This is a genomic window from Commensalibacter communis, assembly GCF_947179015.1.
Lineage (GTDB): Bacteria > Pseudomonadota > Alphaproteobacteria > Acetobacterales > Acetobacteraceae > Commensalibacter > Commensalibacter communis.
Map to the genome: position 1 here is coordinate 17,208 of NZ_CAMXCM010000003.1, position 18,255 is coordinate 35,462.

The following is an 18,255-nucleotide window of genomic DNA, read 5'->3' on the forward strand; positions in this document are numbered from 1 at the left end:
TTGAATATGAAGTTATAAATTATTTCGATTATTTAAATCTTTTTTAAATTTATAGCATATCCAGCATGCAGTATGCATTTTAAATTTTGTAAAGGATAAAGTGAGCTCTATGAACGATCAAGATAATACAAGCGGTTATGCTTTGAAGCAATTAAATATTGGGAATTCTTGGTATGGAAGAGGAGATTTAGAACAAGCTTGTATATATTGGCAAAATGTTCATAGAGAAGACAGTATAGAAGCATATGCGAATGCAAGATTAAATCTGGGGATTGCGTTTCTTGAAATGGGAGACACACAGAGTGCTGAAGTTTATTTAAATCAAGTTCTAGAACAAGATGGCTTAAAGTTTTATATGGCTGCCCAAGTTACTCTCGGTCCACTATTTTCAGAGAAAGGGGATATAAAGCAAGCTTGTAAGTATTGGCAGAATGTGCCTCGAGAAGATAGTGTAGAAGCATATGCTACGGCTCGATTAAATCTGGGGATTGTTTCTCTTGAAAAAGGAGACATGCAGAATGCTGAAGTTTATTTAAATCAAGTTCTTAAAGAAGATGATGTAAAAATTTATGCAGATGCACAAGTTGCTTTAGGTAAGCTATTTGATGATAAAGAAGATGTAGGGCAAGCACGTATTTATTGGGGCAATGTTAATCCAGAGGATAATAAAGAAGCATATGTTAGAGCTCAATATAATTTAGGAAATTCGTTTTTAAAAGAGAACAATATAAAACAAGCGCGTGTTTATTGGAACAACATTGAACGTATTGATAAACGTATCTATGCCCAAGCGCAATTTAATCTAGCGAATTCTTACAGTGGAGAAAATGATCTAGAACAAGCTAGTCTTTATTTGAAAAGGATTAACCCTGAAGATGACGCGAAAATATATACTAAAGCTCAATATAATTTAGGTAGTTTTTATTCTATAGAAGGAAATTTAGAACAGGCTTGTGTTCATTGGAAAAACGTCTTTAAAAAGGGAAATGCAACTGCTTATGCTTATGCACAATATAACTTAGGTAGTTTTTATTCTCGAAATGGGGATATGCAAAAAGCACGTGAATATTGGAATAATGTTTGTTTGGAAGATGATAAAAAAACATATATGCAAGCGCAATATGCATTAGGGTATTCTTTTTGGATTGAAAAAAAAAGAGAAAAGGTAATTGAGTATTTTCAGAAAATTGGTCCTGAAGTTGATAAGAAAATATATGCCCAAGCACAATATGGTTTAGGTCAGTTATTTTTAGATAAAGAGGATATTAAACAAGCACGTATTCATTGGAGCAATGTTAATCGAGAAGATCATGAAGTAGTATATGCTAATGCTCAGTACGAGCTAGCTCTATCTTCGCAAGATATAAATCTTACAATTGTTTATTGGGATAATTTTTTAGAGTGCCAGAACTTATTTCAAAGTGATACTTATATTAATGGTTTAGGTGTTTATATTAAACAAAAAATTGTTATCTGCCTGAAAAATAATCGATTACACCTTAATAAAAAGAATATAGAAAAAATATTTATTCTATTTGATTATCTTTGTAAATATACGATAGATATTCAACAAAAGTTACATATTAATTTTAAAGATTTTAAAGATAAAGAAAATTGTTTTGCTCACTATACTAGAGTTGAGGTTGCAGAGAAAATTATCCAAAATGGTAGCTTTCACTTAGGTATTGCAAATTATATGAATGATCCAACCGAAGGGAAAATTCTTCTTAATGAATGGAAAATACCGCTTGATTACAATGACAATAGCATGGCTTTTTTAACCAGTTTTACTTTTAACGAAAATTCATTAAATCAATTTAGATTATATGGGAAACAAGATGGAAAAGATGGTTCTGGGCTTTGCTTAGTGATGAATCATCAGTTTTTTGATTCTGCTTTTGATCCACAGAGGAGTTCTTTTAGTAATATGAGCTTACTAGCCGATAGTGCATCCTCAACGGCTAATAATTTTATCACAAAGGAAAAAGAAAATAATGCATTGTCAAATAATGACCTTAAAAAGCAAAGCACTCGTAAAAAATTACAACTATTTCGTTGTATTTATATGAATCCAGAAACAGATTACATTAGTATAGCGCATCGTAGTGAACTCTCATTTTATTTTGATGATACAATCAAAAAACCTGACACAATTTGGAACGAGTATATTCAAACAATCAACCAGATAACAACTGATATTAAAGAATTGTTTGTTCAAATAAAAGATAAGGTTGAACAAATTAAGAACGTAATGGAAGAAGAGAAAATTTCTAATCCAGATGAAATTTACAAAGCAATAGCGACAGTTTTACTTCCTATCATTTATTTAACCAAACATGCTGCTTTTGAAGAGGAGGCTGAATGTCGTATTTTATATGTGACATCTATTTTGGACGATGTCATAAAAAAGGGTGGAGATAGAGTTTACGTTGAATATGGAACAAATCTTGCCGATCAATATTCACAAGATGGGCAATCTCAAAACTATTTAGAGAGAATATATCTAGGTCCAAAAGCAGATCCAAGAGCTGAATTGAATCTAAAGAAATGCTGGATTGATAAAATGCGAGAAAAAGGAATGGCGAATAATGATATTAAAATTCCAACTATTAAGAAATCAGATATGCCCTTAGCATAGGATTCGATTATATCATCCTTAAAACTGTGAGAAATTAAACCGAATTTCCCCAGCTTTTCCACCGAATTCTTCACCTTTGGCGATGGTGATTTTTTGAGTTAACCAGCTTTGCAAAATCTTTGGTATTTTTTTAAGTTTATCCTCATGAAACTTTGCATAACAATATAATCCGCCTTGCGGTGGGGTAAAGGATAGATCATTATGATGATTGGTTTGCAACCACTCACATAATAGCTTTGCTTTTAAAGCAAGTTGTTGTTGTAAATGGCTACAATGTTGATCCTGTTGATGTCGTAAATAATGCTCGGCTAACAATTGAGGCAAAACACTTAATCCACCATCAATTTGCTGGCGAATATGTGCCAGTTGAGCAATAATGGATTTCGGGGCAATGACCCAACCTGCACGAATATTCTTGCCCATATATTTTGACAAAGACCCCATATAAATAACCTGTTGATGCGTGTCAAAAGCCTTGATAGGCGTGATATTCACATTCGATGAAAAAGACAACATGCTACACGCATCATCTTCGATTAGTGGGATCTGATAGTGATGACAATATTCTAGTATTTGTTGCTTCCGTTTTTGATCCATACAAGACCCCGTGGGATTTTGGAACAAAGGATTTAAAAACACCATTTTAATTGGATGTTTTTGAACCAACGCTTTTAAGCCTTGTAAAGTTACGCCATTTTCATCCATAGGCAACGCACAAATTCGCAACCCAGCAGCTTGAAAGATTGGTAGGCGATAAAAAGAAGAGGGAGCCTCTACACCAATGCGATCTCCAGGCTTTAATAGGGTTTGAGAGATCAAAAATAATGCTTGTTGTGTGCCAGTAGTGATTAATATTTCAGATAAATCAACTTTTAATCCCAATCGTTTGTGCATATGGTTTTGCACTGCTTGACGAAAAGAATAAAGCCCAAGCTGCGCTGTCTCATCATCTTGTTCCAACGACAAAAGGTCTTTGATGGGTAAATTTGTTAAGTTCAAATCAGGCAGTAAATTTGGTGAAAGATCCCCCGTTGCCATATCTTGGATTGATTTTTGTTGTTCGATGCATTCTTTGCGCAAATGTTGAACTTGTAAAACATAATCATCTTTGGGAAATTGTGTATAAGCCGACTTTAAAGGTTGCCAATTCATTAAAGGATGTGTTTGTAAACCCCATTTATCTGGATTAACAAAAGAGCCACTTCCAATCTTACGAATAATCACGCCTCGATCGGTTAATTCATTCAAGGCATGAATGATCGTTGAACGATTAACTTGTAATAACACACTCATTTTTCGTTCAGAAGGCAATTGTTCCCCTGGCGATAATTGCCCATTTACAATCGCTTGTTCGATTAAATCAATGACTTGTTTATATAAGGGGTGGGTGGAAGATACAGGAAGATGCCACATGGTATTTGTCTATCATATAAAAATAGTATAGGTAAAATGAATCTCTTTAATTAAAGTTATAACATTTTTCAAATGACTGGAAATTTGGTGACTTATCAACCCGATAAAAGAACATCAATTATACTAAATTTTATTATTGTTGGTGCGGTTCTCTATTTCTGTGGTGACTTGATTTTCGATATGGTGCGTGACGTATTTTATCCTATAGCTTACCCTGAAGAAGCACAGTTTTACAAGACTAACATATTGTCACCAAAAGATGAGAAAAATCTGATTTTAATAATCAATCGGGGTTCAGAAATTGTTTCTAGCCGTTTAGTTGGAAAAGAAAGTTTTTTTGAAGATATTATTCCTTTGGATAGTCGTGATGATCTAATAGTTAATCATTCAGGTGAAAAATTAGAAATTCGTTCTGTTCGTTATAAAAAAGGATCACTTAATTTAGATATATCATATGATTCATTTATTAAAGAACGAATAGGAAAAGAAAAATGGAATCATGCTCTAATTACATTTTTTGATGATGGTAAATATCCAACAACACATGATGGTTATAACGATCAAATTGGTTACAATACGGTAAAAATTTTATGGAATAAGAAAATATATGAACATGCTTTGCATTTAGTATTCGTACAAAAAGAGGATATTCAATATCAATATGGTAAACATGGACGTGGTGGTGGTGCCGGTATTGCCAAGAAATACTATTTTACATCCTCAAAAGATCCCAAAATTCATGTTAATTTTATTACTGAGGTTATTGCTGCGGATAAAGTGAAGAGTAGTTCGGATTATCCTAAATTTTTTGCCAGTATAGAGATTTACAAAGAGGATGATGAAAAAAACCGGATTTTAGCTGATGATCGTCGAAAAAAAGAACAAGCAGAGCAACAACGTCAAGATGAAGAAAAAAGAAAACAACAAGAGCGCAAAGCAGAAGCGTTAAAGCAATTAGGTATTCAAGAGTAACTTGAATTTACACAACATCATATCTTCTTAAGATGCTGTGTAATATTATTTATTCTATTTCAAATAATGATTGAAAAAATCGGTTAATTTTTGAAAAGGAATTAACCCAACACGATCATATAAATCCACATGCCCAGCATCAGGAACGATATAAAGTTCTTTTGGTTCTGCAGCTTTTTTATAGGCATCTTCACTGAATTCTTTCGAATGAGCATGATCGCCAGTAATGAACAAAAGAGGGCGAGGGGAAATGGTTTCAATATCATTAAATGGATAGAAATTCATAAATTTGATATTGCTGGTCAGGGTAGGGTGCGTATTAGTTGCTGGATCCTGACCTTTGGGAATAAACTCACCTCTTGGGGTTCTGTAAAAATCATAGAATTCCTTTTCAATCGGATTAGAATGCTCATTGATTTTTTCAGGCGTTCCACTGGTATATTCAGTTTTCCCGCCCTGAAACTCAACATAACGTTGGTCAGCAGTCCGTTGTAATATTTGCTTTCTTTGCTCCAAAGTCAAAGAATGGTTTAATCCGTGACGATTAGCAGCCCCCATATCATACATGCTGACGGTTGCAATAGCTTTTAAGCGAGGATCAATTTTAGCTGCACTGATCGCAAAACTACCGCTGCCACAAATCCCTATAACGCCGATTTTATCTTTATTTACAAAAGATTCATTACCAAGGAAATCAACGGCGGCACTGAAATCTTCGGCATAAATATCTGGGGACACAGCATTGCGTGGTGTACCAGCACTTTCCCCCCAAAAAGAAAGGTCTAAGGATAAAGTTACGAATCCTTGTTCTGCCATTTTTATCGCATATAAATTGGCACTTTGTTCTTTGACCGCACCCATTGGGTGTCCAACAATAATGGCCGGATGTTTGATGGTTTTATCAAGGTTTTTAGGTAAGAATAAATTACCAACAACATTCATATGATATTGATTTTGAAAAGTCACTTTTTGGCTAGTGACTTCATGGCTTTGATAAAAATTATTGGCTTGATTGGACATGTCTGCACCTTTGACGGATAAAAAAGGATAGAGGCACAATATGCTGAATAGACTGATAAAAAGTAAGTTTCTGAGTGAATATCGCGCCATCATTGACGATCCTTTTGAATGGTAAAAACTAGATTCTGTTACCATCCTAGAATTGAGAGTATACTCTCAGTCAATAGGTGTCGTAGAGAATTAGGAAAAACAATAGAATTGTATATATTTTGAAATGTTTAAAATATATGCTAAAAATTTAATAAAATATAGAGATTATTATCAGAGTTTCAGTAACAATCTATTTGTCTACAAAATTTTATCCGTATGATAACAGTCTTATGAATCCTGTTCTGCTGGCTTCATGGTGATTTGTACCAGTGTTTATAATGATTAATTAGCACATGTGAAGACAATGTTTCGTTCGATTATGAAACAATAGTTCAGTTTTGCAATGATATAAATAAACCAAATTGTATTCGAGAGTAGGAGGTGGCAAAGACATGTCACTAGAAGCCATAGTAAACTCAAGCAGAAAAACTGATAGTCTCAGCTTTTCCTAACACTAAGTTGATAATATCTAAAATATAAGAAATTCTTGAATGTTATTAGGCTAATAATAATTTCATAGCATTTTAATAATAATTTTATATCAAAATAGCTTACATAACATTTATTCATTTTAAAATATGTTTTGGTAAGTGATTAATATTATATTATTTACTCATTAAAATATATTTCTTTAATTGTTCATTTTAATTTTTATAAATAGAGTCCTGAATATTTCATTGTGACTGAGTAAGTTCATTTATTGATTTAGATCGACTATAAAATGACTTATAGCATTGGTAAAATTCAGTTTAAATTAAATCATCAAAACAATATGTAAATTAATGATTTTTCGCATATTTTTTTATATAAATATGAAGTTATAAACATTTATATAACAAGTGGTATTTGCAGAAAAAAATAGATTTTTTAGTAATTATCTATATTAAGGTGAATATACTCAATAATCATAAGATTTTGATGATACTTTAAAAGTGTTCCAAATAGAATATTCAAAAAAAAATAGTTTTTGGGATATAGAGGATTAGCTATATTTTCTAGGTAGGAATAATTTTATGGCATTTTTAAAAAGATTAACGGCTTCAGAAAAAAAGATAATCACATCCGATTGGAAGAGTGTGTTAAAGAATTATCAAAATTACAAAACATTACATCTTATTAAAAGAAACGGTCCTATTTTAATAGGGGTTTATTTACAACCAGTTTATGCTGGAGAACATTATGTTCCTGTTTTTCATACACATTCTTTGATGACTGTTGCTCCTACTATTGGGCTTAGTTCTCTTATTTGTTTAAAAGGGAAAAAAGGAGCCAATGAGTCAATAAGTGTTTTAAGACACGCCTCTGAATTTGAAAAGCTTGTTTCAGCGTTTAAGAAACAAGTGCCGTTGGCTTTTGTAAGAGAACTTTATTGCCAAGCATTAGACCAATATTATCAACATTTTATTACTATAGATAAAGGGTATTCAATTCATGTAATGACAGAAAATATATTGCTCTTATTTTGGTGTCAATATGATAGGCAGGCTATTGAGCAGAGAATTAATAAATATAAATCTATTATTCAACAATGGCCTGATGCTGCAAAAATTCGTTTTTCTAGCGAACAGGGATGGGAAAAATCTATACATTCATTAATGTCATTGGATAGGTTACAAGAAACCGTTCAAAAAGAGTTGTTAAAGTTTAAACTAGATCAGATTGAAGATAACGGGTTGATTATTGATTAATGTAAATACACCAAATTGGATGGGTAAAAAACAATCCAATTGGTTGTTGTCATTTCTCTCTTTTTTCTGCATGATAGGGTCAATTCTATTATTGGAGAGAAAAATGAATAAAAAGATTGGTTCTGATACCGTAAAACGCGGCATGGCTCAAATGCAAAAAGGCGGCGTGATTATGGATGTTGTGAATGCTGAACAAGCAAAAATTGCTGAAGCAGCAGGCGCAGTTGCGGTTATGGCATTGGAACGTGTTCCTTCTGATATTCGTGCTGCCGGTGGAGTGGCTCGTATGGCTGATCCAACTATTGTTGAACAAGTCATGAAAGCAGTAACCATTCCTGTGATGGCAAAGGCTCGTATTGGTCATATTGCCGAAGCACGTATTTTAGAAGCAATGGGCGTTGATTATATTGACGAAAGTGAAGTCTTAACCCCAGCAGATGATGAATTTCATTTATTAAAAAGCCAATATACAGTGCCATTTGTTTGTGGTTGTCGTGATCTTGGCGAAGCACTCCGTCGTATTGGTGAAGGTGCTTCTATGCTTCGTACCAAAGGTGAACCAGGCACAGGAAATATTGTTGAAGCCGTTCGTCACATGCGTATGGTACAAGCTCAAGTCAGAGACGTTGTTGCGACCTCTGATGATGAATTAATGGTTGTTGCCAGAGATATGGGGGCGCCTTATGAACTCTTAAAACAAATCAAAGATTTAGGTAAACTTCCAGTTGTGAATTTTGCAGCAGGTGGGATTGCAACTCCAGCAGATGCAGCATTAATGATGTCTTTGGGTGCGGATGGTGTGTTTGTTGGTTCAGGTATTTTTAAATCTAACAGCCCAGAGAAATTCGCTCGTGCAATCGTTCAAGCAACAACGCATTTCGAAGATTATAAAATGATCGTAGAACTTTCAAAAGGTTTAGGTGAGCCTATGAGGGGAATTGAAATGAAGAACCTAAGCGGTTCAGACCGTATGCAAGATAGAAGCCAATAAAATGAAAAAGAAAGTTGGAGTTTTAGCCCTGCAAGGGGCGGTCAGTGAACATATCAGTCAGATCAATCAACTGGGTGGACAAGGCATTGCCGTTAAAACTCCAGCTGATTTGGCACAGGTTCAAGGGCTAATTATTCCTGGTGGTGAATCAACAGCGATCAGTCGTTTGATCCAACAAGTCAATTTATATGAAGCAATCCAAGAATTTGCAAAAACCAATCCAGTATTTGGAACGTGCGCAGGATTAATCCTGTGTGGTTCTGGCATTACCGATGGTGGAGAGAAATTGAAACCACTAAACCTGATTGATATTGCCGTAACACGCAATGGTTTTGGTCGTCAGGTCGATAGCTTCGAGGTTGATTTAGATATCGAGAACGTTGGCAAAGCTATTCCATCTGTTTTTATTCGTGCGCCTTTTATTGACTCTGTTGGGCAAGGGGTAAAAACTTTGGCGACTTACGAGGATAAAATTGTCATGGCAGAGCAAGGCAATATTTTGGTATGCTCATTCCATCCAGAACTGACCGATAATAACCAAGTTACGGGATATTTTATGTCCAAAATTATCCCATAATATTTTGTTTCACATCTAAAATGATTTAAATGGTTAATAGTTGTATTACTATTAACCAAATACGATAACAATTTTATTTCTTTAAATACTTTTTAAGTAAATTTTGTTTACTATTCTGTTCAATAGTTTCCAAGATACTATTAAGTTTACTATCGAGGGCTTTAAATTTTTCCTCGGCACAATTGGCTCTTTGTTGGGATGTCAGAGCTTCGATTTTTTCATTCAGCACATTGAAACGGTCATTAGCCCAACCCTCTCTTTGTTGGGACGTTAGAGCTTCGATTTTTTCATTCAGTACATTGAAACGGTCATTAGCCCAACCCTCTCTTTGTTGCGATGTCAGAGCTTCGATTTTTTCATTCAGCATGTTTAGGCTATCAATAGTTACGCTCTCTTTGCGTTCAGATAAGAGGGTATCGATTTTTTCATTTAATATATTAAAGCGATCATTAGCCCAACCTTCTTTTTGTTGTGAAAATAAATTATTTAATTGCCGTTTAATAGCATAAATTTCATTGTATTGAGACTGGGGCTTACAGCGGTTTAATTCATTTTCCAAATAAACAATTTTGTCGTATAAGGCTGGTACTAGTCCCAATACATAGGACGTTTTTCCATCTGGATCAATAAAGGGGCGGTAACTACGAAAAAGGTTTTTTGAGTTATCTCCACTTAAGAACATTCCAGTACTTAATACACGATAATAAAATAAAGATTCTGGAACAACTTCTAAATGATATCCTTTGGATACTGCTTTGGCAAAGAATTCCCAGTCCTCATGTCCAACACCATAATCTTCAGTAAATCCTTCTAGATCATCAAATACTTGTTTTTTAATGAATGCATTTGCATCTCCAAAACAGTTTAGAATACTTCCTGTATTCAGATCCCCACCCATCGGTAGCCAATATGTTGTCGTCTCTTCTAGATCAGATGGATATTGCGTTGAGTAAAAAATTTCACTTGGTGTCGTGAGGATATCGCATTTAGAATTCAAAGCTGCTCGCACAAAAGTGGTTATTTCATGAGGTTTAGCAACATTATCATCATCCATAAATAGTAAATATTCACCCTGAGCATGTCGTGCAGCAAGGTTACGCGCTGCACCAAGATAATTATTGGTGCTTTTGATTATTTTCCAGCCTTTTTTGTTAAAATAAGGTTGAATTGAGTCTAAATACTGGTGTGTTTCTTTACCTCTACTACCATCATCAACCAGAATAACTTCGAAATTTTCATAAGTTTGATTTTGCAAAGATGTGATGGCTTGTTTTAATAATTTAGGACGGTTGTAATGGGTTAAACAAACACTTACTTTTGGGGTTTGTGTAGGCATATTTAGTGAAGGTAAAGCAGTAACTGGTTTATTTAATTCCTTTAGCCAAGTTTGATGAATTGCGTTTAAATCCTGAACCAGTTCCGATTTAACCCGTAAGGATATTAATCTATAAGAAAGCTTTTTATAGAGTTCTACAGGCGTTGTTTTAAATAAGATGTTTTCACGTTGATCTTGTTTTATTAATTCAGGAATCCCACCAACATCAGCAGCAATAAAATTAATTTTATGCAATAAGCACTCGTAAATTGTGTAAGGAGAGTTTTCAACTAAAGAAGGGATAACCACAAGTACATTCTTCTTTTGGATATAGTCATATGCTTGTATTCGATTGTAGGTATTGAGAATGTTGATTTTTTTTGTTAAATCAAGTTTAAGAACTTTCGATCCGGTTGAGTTCTTAATTTTATCTGCTCTTTGTGTGGTACTCCTTTTCTTTTCGTTCAATAGAAATTGCTTGAGCTGTGTGGGATTAATGTTTTCAGAAATTTGGGTTTGTATATGTTTGATTTTATCATTGATATAAGAAACAGAGTCAACACCTTGGATGCCAACATTTTTTCCAAGGAAAGTAATTCTAGAAATTGCTTCAAGTTGTTCCAAAGTCAGTAATTCTAATGATTTTAAGAAAATATCCAAGCCTTTTGCGGTTTCTAAATGACCAAAGAAAACAATTTCAACTTTTTTAGTATTATTTTCCTGTAAATCTTTTTTTGATTGCAAATAGGATTCTTTGCTAAGTTTATTTTCCGGTACATTGGGTTTTTCTGGTAAAAACGGTTCACAGTTTAAGATGACTTGGCTTTTTTTGGGAAGCTTCCACTTTCTATTAGTCATCCAATTAAGTAAATATTGTGAAGAGCTAATGACTTCATCTGCCATCTCTACAACTTTTTGTTCCATGAAGTAGAGTTCAATATGATCTCTCTCAGACGGAAGCTGATAATTCCCTTCATTAGTCCATAACGTTGAACCTTGTGTATTAATAACGAAGCTCGTATTAAGAAAGTTTAATCCATGTTTTTTAGCCAGTAAGCTATAGTAAAGTTGAGCCTGCCGTTCACAGCTGATAATAGTTTGATAATTATTATTTTTCTTTAACCAAAGATAGACAAGATAACTAATATTTCTAAAGTGTGGACTTATAAAATTTATATCATTTGGCAAATCAAGCGGAATAAAATTAATATTATTTTTTTTATAAATTTCCCCCCAATATTCAATTGGTTTATTATCCATTTCTGAAGCTGGTGTTACATATAATATATCGATTAAATGCTCTGCTGAGACAAGCATGTGTGACAACGAGGTAAACGCAGTTCCAATGTCGCCATTGTGAATGGAATCATCTATATTAGGGGTAATTATTAAGGTTTTGTTCATGACTTACATTACTTTTATCTAATATTGGTCTTATTGTGATTTTCATAGAGACATTTTATGAGATCGTTTATACTATGAATAGGTAAATAAAATAGCTTTTTTGTGTCAGGAGTTCGCCATATGATTTATAATGATACTTTATCTAAGATACTAAATGAATTGCAATATAAATATCGCTTTATATACAAATCTAATCCTGGAAATGCTGGTGACAGTGTGATCGCAGCAGCCACTTATGATTATTTTGAAAAAAACCGATTACTTTTTAGTTTTTGGAGCGATAAAGAAACTTATAATTCTCAGCGTGATATTTTAATATATGCTGGTGGAGGAAATTTGATTGAAGGATTATATATGGATGGATATAATTTTATAAATCAACAGTATAAATCATTCTATAAAACAATAATCTTACCCCATACGATTCTTGGCTATGATGACTTATTTGTGAATAATCAAGATCGTTTCATTATTTGCTGTCGAGAGGAAATTACATATAATAAAATAGTCAGTTTAGGGTATATAGATAATAAATCAGTTTTATTAACGCATGATATGGCTTTTGGGTTAATCTTAAGAAAATATTTAGATAAAAAAACACCTATTTCTCTTAAAGGAGAAGTAAACTGTTTTAGAACTGATGATGAATCTAATTTTAATTCGAAGCATGAAAATAATCATGATATTTCATTATCTTGGAATGGAGATTATTGGGCAAATATCAGTTTAGCAAGAAACTCTACACGTTCTTTAATCAGCTTTTTAAGAGAGTTTAAAGTGGTTAATACTGATCGATTACATATAGCTATTTTGGGGTCTTTATTAAATATGAATGTTAAATTCTATCCGAACTCTTATTATAAAAACGAAGCTGTTTTTAACCGTTCTATTCTAAATATGTTTCCAAATACTATATTTATTAAATAACATAATGCTTCATCTCATTATTCTTGAAGCAGAGCTATATCAAGTGATGGAGAAGGAAGACTATTGAGCCAATATCAAAGACAAGTTAGCAAGAATTGATGGTTGAAACTAGGCTAATTAAGCGTGGTCTTGTCCATGCTATTTTCTTTTTGTTCGCCTTATATGAAAAATCATAAATTGGACAATGAGTGTTTGATCTGTATAAAAAATTGCTAAAAAAGGGAACTTGAGCGATTTGGGTAATCTTATGCAAGACTATGAAACCTATGAAGAAACTCCACTCAAATCACGATATTGTAGAGCCGATAAATCAATAAACCAAATGGGACTATTAAGTTTTCAAACTGTTATTATTAATTTGATTTTTTCTAATTAAATGAAATCAATATATATATATGCTTCTACAAAATTCGCCAAAAGTAAATATAAGATTTTTTTTACTATTTAACATTTTTTATAATGATCGTGATATTGACAATTTTATTCCTCACTTTCTTATTACAAGAAAAATAGAGCATTTAAATGTCCATAAAATAGACAAAAAAAGATTAACGAAATGTCTTAATTTTACGAAGAATTCTAAAAAAATTATCTACTAAAATTCATTCGTTTTTCTGATAGTGTTCAAGAGGATAGAGAACTGAACCGTCTTTATGCTGTTCCACTTCAGCAGCCAAGTAAACTCAATGCTTTCAAATAAAAAGAAGAATGTGAAATCATTTTTCAATCTTACTTACTTTGATATAACTGATTTTATAATATCAGTGCTTAATAAACAAAACATATTAGCTTCGAGAATTGATACCTATTCTATAGAGGACGTAAAACTTGGCGATGAGTTGTCATGAATATAAAACATCTGGTTTTTTTATTATCATAAAGGACAGTTAAGAACTCAATTTATAGAACCGTTTTTTCTTAAAATATATATTTTATATAGTCTGATTATCCACGCTAATTTATTAAAAGGAAAAATATGCCAGTTGTCAGTATTGAACGAATACAAAGGCAAGCTGAATAAAGAACTAAGTGCTGGTAGTTTTATCAAAAAATTGAAGAAACTTTATCCTGATTTAAAATATCAAGAAAATGGATTTTTTCTATATTTCTACTTTAGACAATATACCCTTTTTAAGAAGATTCATATCTTATAAATGATAAAGATAATCCAATAGAGGAAATAACATTAAGTGATTATAATTTGATGATATATTAATCATGAAACTATATATATTCATATAATTATTTTTCTTATCAAGTAATATCGCATTAATTTTGTTGAGAAAATTAGTCATAACTTATCGCTAATTTTCTCAACGATTTTGATCCTAGAATATCAATCACTTAACAAAGGGAAATCCTTTAACATATTTTGTAAATGGATTGCGTCCCACGGCATATGCTCTGTTATCCCTAATCCAACAATATTCGTGACCAAAGTCGTATCTTGCACAACTCTCGCTAATTGCGACAAATTCATTTCACCCTGAGGAAAATGATAAAAAGCACTGGGATCTTTGGTAGGGTCTGCGAATAACAATGATCTAAATAAACTTGCATCCAAGACATCAAGATCAATATGAATAAATAGCTTCGTGATTTTCTCTTCTTTGATCCAACCTAAGATTGCTGAACTGTCATGGGCTAAATCAGCAGGGCTGGCATGACGCATTCCTAATCTTTGAATGATTTCTATTTCTTGCTCTGTTGTTTTTTGTAAACCGCCAAACATGACTTTGTTTGGGTTCAATTTAACAGGCACTTTGGCAGCAAATACAGGATCGCCTTCGCCTAATAAATTTCCTAAAACCATCGCATGTTCATGATGGAATTCTTTTGGAGTGGTCACATCAGGATGTGCATCCATCCATAAAACTCCTAAATTACCATCATAAAGTTGATTCAGATAACTGATAGGTGTCTGTTCAACCATACAATCTCCGCCGAAAACCACAATTTTTTTCGGTTTATGGTGCTTTATAATTTTTTCACACTCTTGGAGTTGAGCTAACAAAGCATTTTGCTCAACAATGCCATTTTCTCTTAAGGGAGAGGGTGCCTTACAGGGTTTCACTGGCACTTCAACGGTTGGACTATTGCCTTTTGGCGCTAACCATTCCAACAATCGTGCACCCAATGGATAAGCATGATGATTGCCCCCTTGCCATTGTGGCATTAACAGACGTAAGGTTTGATTAGATGACATGATATTCTTCCTTTCATCGTTAAATTTTATTGGCTCCAAGAGCCCGACGAATAAGTTTTTCAAAAATTGGCATTTGTGTATCTAGATCAATATTAGGATCATAAGCCGTCCTTGCGATAAGCCCATCAACCATCGAATAAACCCAGATTGAAACTGTTTCTAAATCTTCTTGAGGGTCAACTTGCCCCAGCTCGATAGCTTTTTTAAATAAGTTGATAAAGGCTTCTCTCATGATTTTATCACTCGCCAAAAAAGCCGAACGAACTGCAGGATTTCGCGTTGCTTGTGCAAGGATCTCTGTCCATAATCGATGATCGATTGGATAAGAAACATCGCGAATACATTCAAGTAAAGTTGCAAGTAATGCATCAAAAGAAGGCGCTGTTACCAAAGCATTTTGTAATTTTTTAGTTGCACTCATGTGATCTTCGATAATGATATAAAGGAATAATTCTTCTTTATTTGTAAAATGCACATAGATGCTGCCTTGGCTAATTTTGGCCGCTTTTGAAATATCAGAGATAGAGCATCCCTCATACCCTTTTTCGGCAAAGCATTTCGCTGCACTGACAATCAATTTTTGCCTTGTATCCGCTTTTTTTTCTTGATGATTAACCATAATCTTTTTTAACTTTTACTGAATGAACGATCACTCATTAAATAATGGGATTAAATGGATGGATGTCAATCATTTAATTTTTCATAGGCTTTACAAGCTCTTAAAAATTTATTTAAACAAGCCTGCTTAAAATATTCTTTTGCTTGATTTTTGTCTTGAGGAATACCTTGACCATTCAAATGCATAAACCCAAGATTAAGCTGAGCCTTTGCCTTTCCTTGATTAGCTGCTTTTGTATACCACTCTATAGCTTTTTTATAGTCTCTAATACTTTCTTGACCCTGAGAATAAATAACCCCAAGATTATATTGAGCATCAATATCGCCTTGATTAGCTGCCTTTGTATACCACTCTATAGCCTTGCGATCATCTTCAGGAACACCTTGACCATTTTGATACATAACCCCAAGATTATACTGAGCCGTTGCCTTTCCTTGATTGGCTGCTTTTGTATACCACTCTATAGCTTTACTATCATCCTGGGAAACACCTTGACCGTTTTGATACCTAACCCCAAGATTATACTGAGCTTTTATATATCCTAGATTAGCTGCTTTTGTAAACCAGTCTATAGCTTTACTATAATCTTTAGAGACACCCTGACCATTCAAATATATAATACCAAGATTATACAATGCATTAGTATCCTCTTGATCCCCAGCTTTAATAAAATACTCTATGGCTTTATTATAATCCTGAGAAACACCCTTCCCTTGGTAATATTTAGAACCAAGTTCAAACTGAGCATCAGCATCACCATTATTAGCTTGTTGTTCTAATGCTGAAATTTCTGATTGTTTTGTATCAATAGCAAAAGAATAAGGTATAAAACCCATAAAAACAAAAAATATTAAAAAGATATACTTAGATAAATTCATATAATTTTATACCTTACTAAAGTTTTATCTAGCCCCTATATCTGTTTGATAAGTACGATGTTGTATTACAGGGCTATCTCCTCGCTGAAATATAAATGTATTTTTATGAAAAGAATATTATTTTTCTGAAACTTTATTTAATTAATTTTAAAGTGTAGACATTCCTTATAAAATATTAATCTTTTCTTTCTTTTCAGCGCATAAATTTATATAAAGACGTTATCCATTCAATTTTATGCAAATCACAGATATGACCGAACCAAAATTTCACTGGACTAAACAAGCACAACATCACAATGCTCGTGCAGGAACTTTACATACTGCACATGGAGACGTGCAAACCCCGACCTTTATGCCTGTTGGCACAGTTGGCACTGTCAAAGCTATGACCATGGATGCTGTGCGCTCGACAGGTGCTGGGATTGTACTGGGGAACACGTATCATTTAATGTTACGCCCAGGCGCCGAATTAGTGCATGAATTGGGGGGGCTGCATAAATTTATGGATTGGTCGGGCCCAATCTTGACTGATTCAGGCGGGTTCCAGGTCATGTCCTTGGGAGACTTGCGTAAATTAGATGAAGACGGTGTGACATTTCGTTCCCATATTGATGGATCGGCACATCGGTTAACGCCTGAAAGCTCTACGGACATTCAGTATCTTTTGGATGCCACCATTACCATGTGCTTTGATGAGTGTCCTGCGCTGCCTGCCACGTATGAAACGATCGCTAAATCTATGCGCCTGTCGATGCGTTGGGCAGAGCGTTCTCGGAAACAATTTAAAAACCGACCTGGTTACGCACAATTCGGAATTGTGCAGGGAGGGATTGAACCTGATTTACGTGCAGAAAGTGTCGAAGCATTAACCAATATCGGCTTTGAAGGCTATGCAATCGGTGGATTAGCGGTCGGTGAACCCCAAGAACAAATGTTCTCTACGCTTGATTTCACAACCCATTTAATGCCAATCGATAAACCCCGTTATTTAATGGGTGTAGGCACGCCTGATGATATGTTAGGTGCCATTGAACGTGGTGTGGATATGTTTGACTGTGTGATGCCAACTCGTGCAGGGCGTACTGGGCGAGCTTATACCAGTCATGGCACTCTGAATATGAAAAATGCGTGTCACATTCATGATCCTAATCCTATTGATCCAGAATGTGACTGCCTTGCTTGTTCGAAACATAGCCGTGCCTATATTCACCATCTATTCCGCAGCAAAGAAATCCTTGGGGCGATGTTACTAACATGGCATAATATTGCTTATTATCAGCGTTTAATGCGCATTATTCGTCAAGCGATTATAGAAGATAATTTAACCCAAACAGCTGCTACGTTACGGTCGAATTGGACGCATCATAATCAACCTAAATTATAAGTGATATGAAATTAATTCTTACCATTATCGAATAATATTTAGTATAATTTACGAATAAAATGTAATATTTTACTTTTGATAGGGAATATCATGGTTTTAAGTCATAAATTATACGTTAAATTATGGTATTTGT

At 33.8% G+C, this 18,255-nt stretch carries 13 protein-coding genes; 7 read left to right on the forward strand and 6 right to left on the reverse strand.

Annotation, left to right across the window (positions count from 1 at the left end):
- Positions 1 to 109: 109 nt before the first annotated feature.
- Positions 110 to 2,638, forward strand: a complete 2,529-nt coding sequence (locus PQG54_RS06820) for a tetratricopeptide repeat protein (protein ID WP_271790257.1) — start codon at positions 110 to 112, stop codon at positions 2,636 to 2,638.
- Positions 2,639 to 2,656: 18 nt separating this feature from the next.
- On the opposite strand, the gene PQG54_RS06825 is transcribed toward PQG54_RS06820, so the two are convergent.
- A complete protein-coding gene (locus PQG54_RS06825) occupies positions 2,657 to 4,051 on the reverse strand; it encodes an aminotransferase-like domain-containing protein (protein WP_271790256.1) in 1,395 nt (464 codons plus the stop codon).
- A 72-nt stretch (positions 4,052 to 4,123) separates the two neighbouring features.
- Between PQG54_RS06825 and PQG54_RS06830 the strand changes: the two genes are divergently transcribed.
- Positions 4,124 to 5,023, forward strand: coding sequence for a hypothetical protein (locus PQG54_RS06830; RefSeq protein ID WP_271790255.1), 900 nt, complete (start codon positions 4,124 to 4,126; stop codon positions 5,021 to 5,023).
- A 54-nt stretch (positions 5,024 to 5,077) separates the two neighbouring features.
- On the opposite strand, the gene PQG54_RS06835 is transcribed toward PQG54_RS06830, so the two are convergent.
- Positions 5,078 to 6,136 carry an alpha/beta hydrolase gene (locus tag PQG54_RS06835; protein ID WP_271790254.1) on the reverse strand — a complete coding sequence of 353 codons (1,059 nt, stop codon included), beginning with the start codon at positions 6,134 to 6,136 and terminating at the stop codon, positions 5,078 to 5,080.
- Between the two features lie 1,010 nt (positions 6,137 to 7,146).
- Here PQG54_RS06835 and PQG54_RS06840 point away from each other — a divergent pair.
- The 3 genes from PQG54_RS06840 (at position 7,147) to pdxT (ending at position 9,389) form a co-directional block, all read left to right on the forward strand.
- The gene (locus PQG54_RS06840; RefSeq protein ID WP_271790253.1) at positions 7,147 to 7,821 is read left to right on the forward strand and encodes a hypothetical protein; all 675 of its coding nucleotides are present in this window, start codon (positions 7,147 to 7,149) and stop codon (positions 7,819 to 7,821) included.
- 103 nt (positions 7,822 to 7,924) lie between these two features.
- Positions 7,925 to 8,812 (forward strand): pyridoxal 5'-phosphate synthase lyase subunit PdxS, encoded by an 888-nt coding sequence (gene pdxS, locus PQG54_RS06845; RefSeq protein WP_271790252.1) that lies wholly within the window; start codon positions 7,925 to 7,927, stop codon positions 8,810 to 8,812.
- Between the two features lies 1 nt (position 8,813).
- Positions 8,814 to 9,389, forward strand: coding sequence for a pyridoxal 5'-phosphate synthase glutaminase subunit PdxT (gene pdxT / locus PQG54_RS06850; protein ID WP_271790251.1), 576 nt, complete (start codon positions 8,814 to 8,816; stop codon positions 9,387 to 9,389).
- 73 nt (positions 9,390 to 9,462) lie between these two features.
- On the opposite strand, the gene PQG54_RS06855 is transcribed toward pdxT, so the two are convergent.
- A complete protein-coding gene (locus PQG54_RS06855) occupies positions 9,463 to 12,108 on the reverse strand; it encodes a glycosyltransferase (RefSeq protein ID WP_271790250.1) in 2,646 nt (881 codons plus the stop codon).
- Between the two features lie 120 nt (positions 12,109 to 12,228).
- On the opposite strand from PQG54_RS06855, the gene PQG54_RS06860 reads away from it, so the two are divergent.
- Positions 12,229 to 13,035, forward strand: a complete 807-nt coding sequence (locus PQG54_RS06860; RefSeq protein WP_271790249.1) for a polysaccharide pyruvyl transferase family protein — start codon at positions 12,229 to 12,231, stop codon at positions 13,033 to 13,035.
- A 1,336-nt stretch (positions 13,036 to 14,371) separates the two neighbouring features.
- Here PQG54_RS06860 and PQG54_RS06865 read toward each other — a convergent pair.
- The 3 genes from PQG54_RS06865 to PQG54_RS06875 form a co-directional block, all read right to left on the reverse strand.
- A complete protein-coding gene (locus PQG54_RS06865) occupies positions 14,372 to 15,241 on the reverse strand; it encodes an arginase family protein (protein WP_271790248.1) in 870 nt (289 codons plus the stop codon).
- A 19-nt stretch (positions 15,242 to 15,260) separates the two neighbouring features.
- Positions 15,261 to 15,860 (reverse strand): TetR/AcrR family transcriptional regulator, encoded by a 600-nt coding sequence (locus PQG54_RS06870; RefSeq protein ID WP_271790247.1) that lies wholly within the window; start codon positions 15,858 to 15,860, stop codon positions 15,261 to 15,263.
- Positions 15,861 to 15,925: 65 nt separating this feature from the next.
- Entirely contained in the window at positions 15,926 to 16,738 is an 813-nt protein-coding gene (locus tag PQG54_RS06875; protein ID WP_271790246.1) for a tetratricopeptide repeat protein, read from the reverse strand.
- Between the two features lie 250 nt (positions 16,739 to 16,988).
- On the opposite strand from PQG54_RS06875, the gene tgt reads away from it, so the two are divergent.
- On the forward strand, positions 16,989 to 18,122 hold the full coding sequence (gene tgt / locus PQG54_RS06880) for a tRNA guanosine(34) transglycosylase Tgt (RefSeq protein WP_271790245.1): 1,134 nt from the start codon (positions 16,989 to 16,991) through the stop codon (positions 18,120 to 18,122).
- The last annotated feature ends 133 nt before the right edge of the window (positions 18,123 to 18,255 follow it).

What these genes read in the sequence shown, in the direction of transcription:
- PQG54_RS06820 (WP_271790257.1), top strand. Translation starts at nt 110, where the DNA reads ATGAACGATCAAGATAATACAAGCGGTTATGCTTTGAAGCAATTAAAT.
- tgt (WP_271790245.1), top strand. Translation starts at nt 16,989, where the DNA reads ATGACCGAACCAAAATTTCACTGGACTAAACAAGCACAACATCACAAT.
- PQG54_RS06860 (WP_271790249.1), top strand. Translation starts at nt 12,229, where the DNA reads ATGATTTATAATGATACTTTATCTAAGATACTAAATGAATTGCAATAT.
- PQG54_RS06855 (WP_271790250.1), bottom strand. Translation starts at nt 12,108, where the DNA reads ATGAACAAAACCTTAATAATTACCCCTAATATAGATGATTCCATTCAC.
- PQG54_RS06840 (WP_271790253.1), top strand. Translation starts at nt 7,147, where the DNA reads ATGGCATTTTTAAAAAGATTAACGGCTTCAGAAAAAAAGATAATCACA.
- PQG54_RS06825 (WP_271790256.1), bottom strand. Translation starts at nt 4,051, where the DNA reads ATGTGGCATCTTCCTGTATCTTCCACCCACCCCTTATATAAACAAGTC.
- PQG54_RS06830 (WP_271790255.1), top strand. Translation starts at nt 4,124, where the DNA reads ATGACTGGAAATTTGGTGACTTATCAACCCGATAAAAGAACATCAATT.
- PQG54_RS06875 (WP_271790246.1), bottom strand. Translation starts at nt 16,738, where the DNA reads ATGAATTTATCTAAGTATATCTTTTTAATATTTTTTGTTTTTATGGGT.
- PQG54_RS06870 (WP_271790247.1), bottom strand. Translation starts at nt 15,860, where the DNA reads ATGGTTAATCATCAAGAAAAAAAAGCGGATACAAGGCAAAAATTGATT.
- pdxS (WP_271790252.1), top strand. Translation starts at nt 7,925, where the DNA reads ATGAATAAAAAGATTGGTTCTGATACCGTAAAACGCGGCATGGCTCAA.
- PQG54_RS06865 (WP_271790248.1), bottom strand. Translation starts at nt 15,241, where the DNA reads ATGTCATCTAATCAAACCTTACGTCTGTTAATGCCACAATGGCAAGGG.
- PQG54_RS06835 (WP_271790254.1), bottom strand. Translation starts at nt 6,136, where the DNA reads ATGATGGCGCGATATTCACTCAGAAACTTACTTTTTATCAGTCTATTC.
- pdxT (WP_271790251.1), top strand. Translation starts at nt 8,814, where the DNA reads ATGAAAAAGAAAGTTGGAGTTTTAGCCCTGCAAGGGGCGGTCAGTGAA.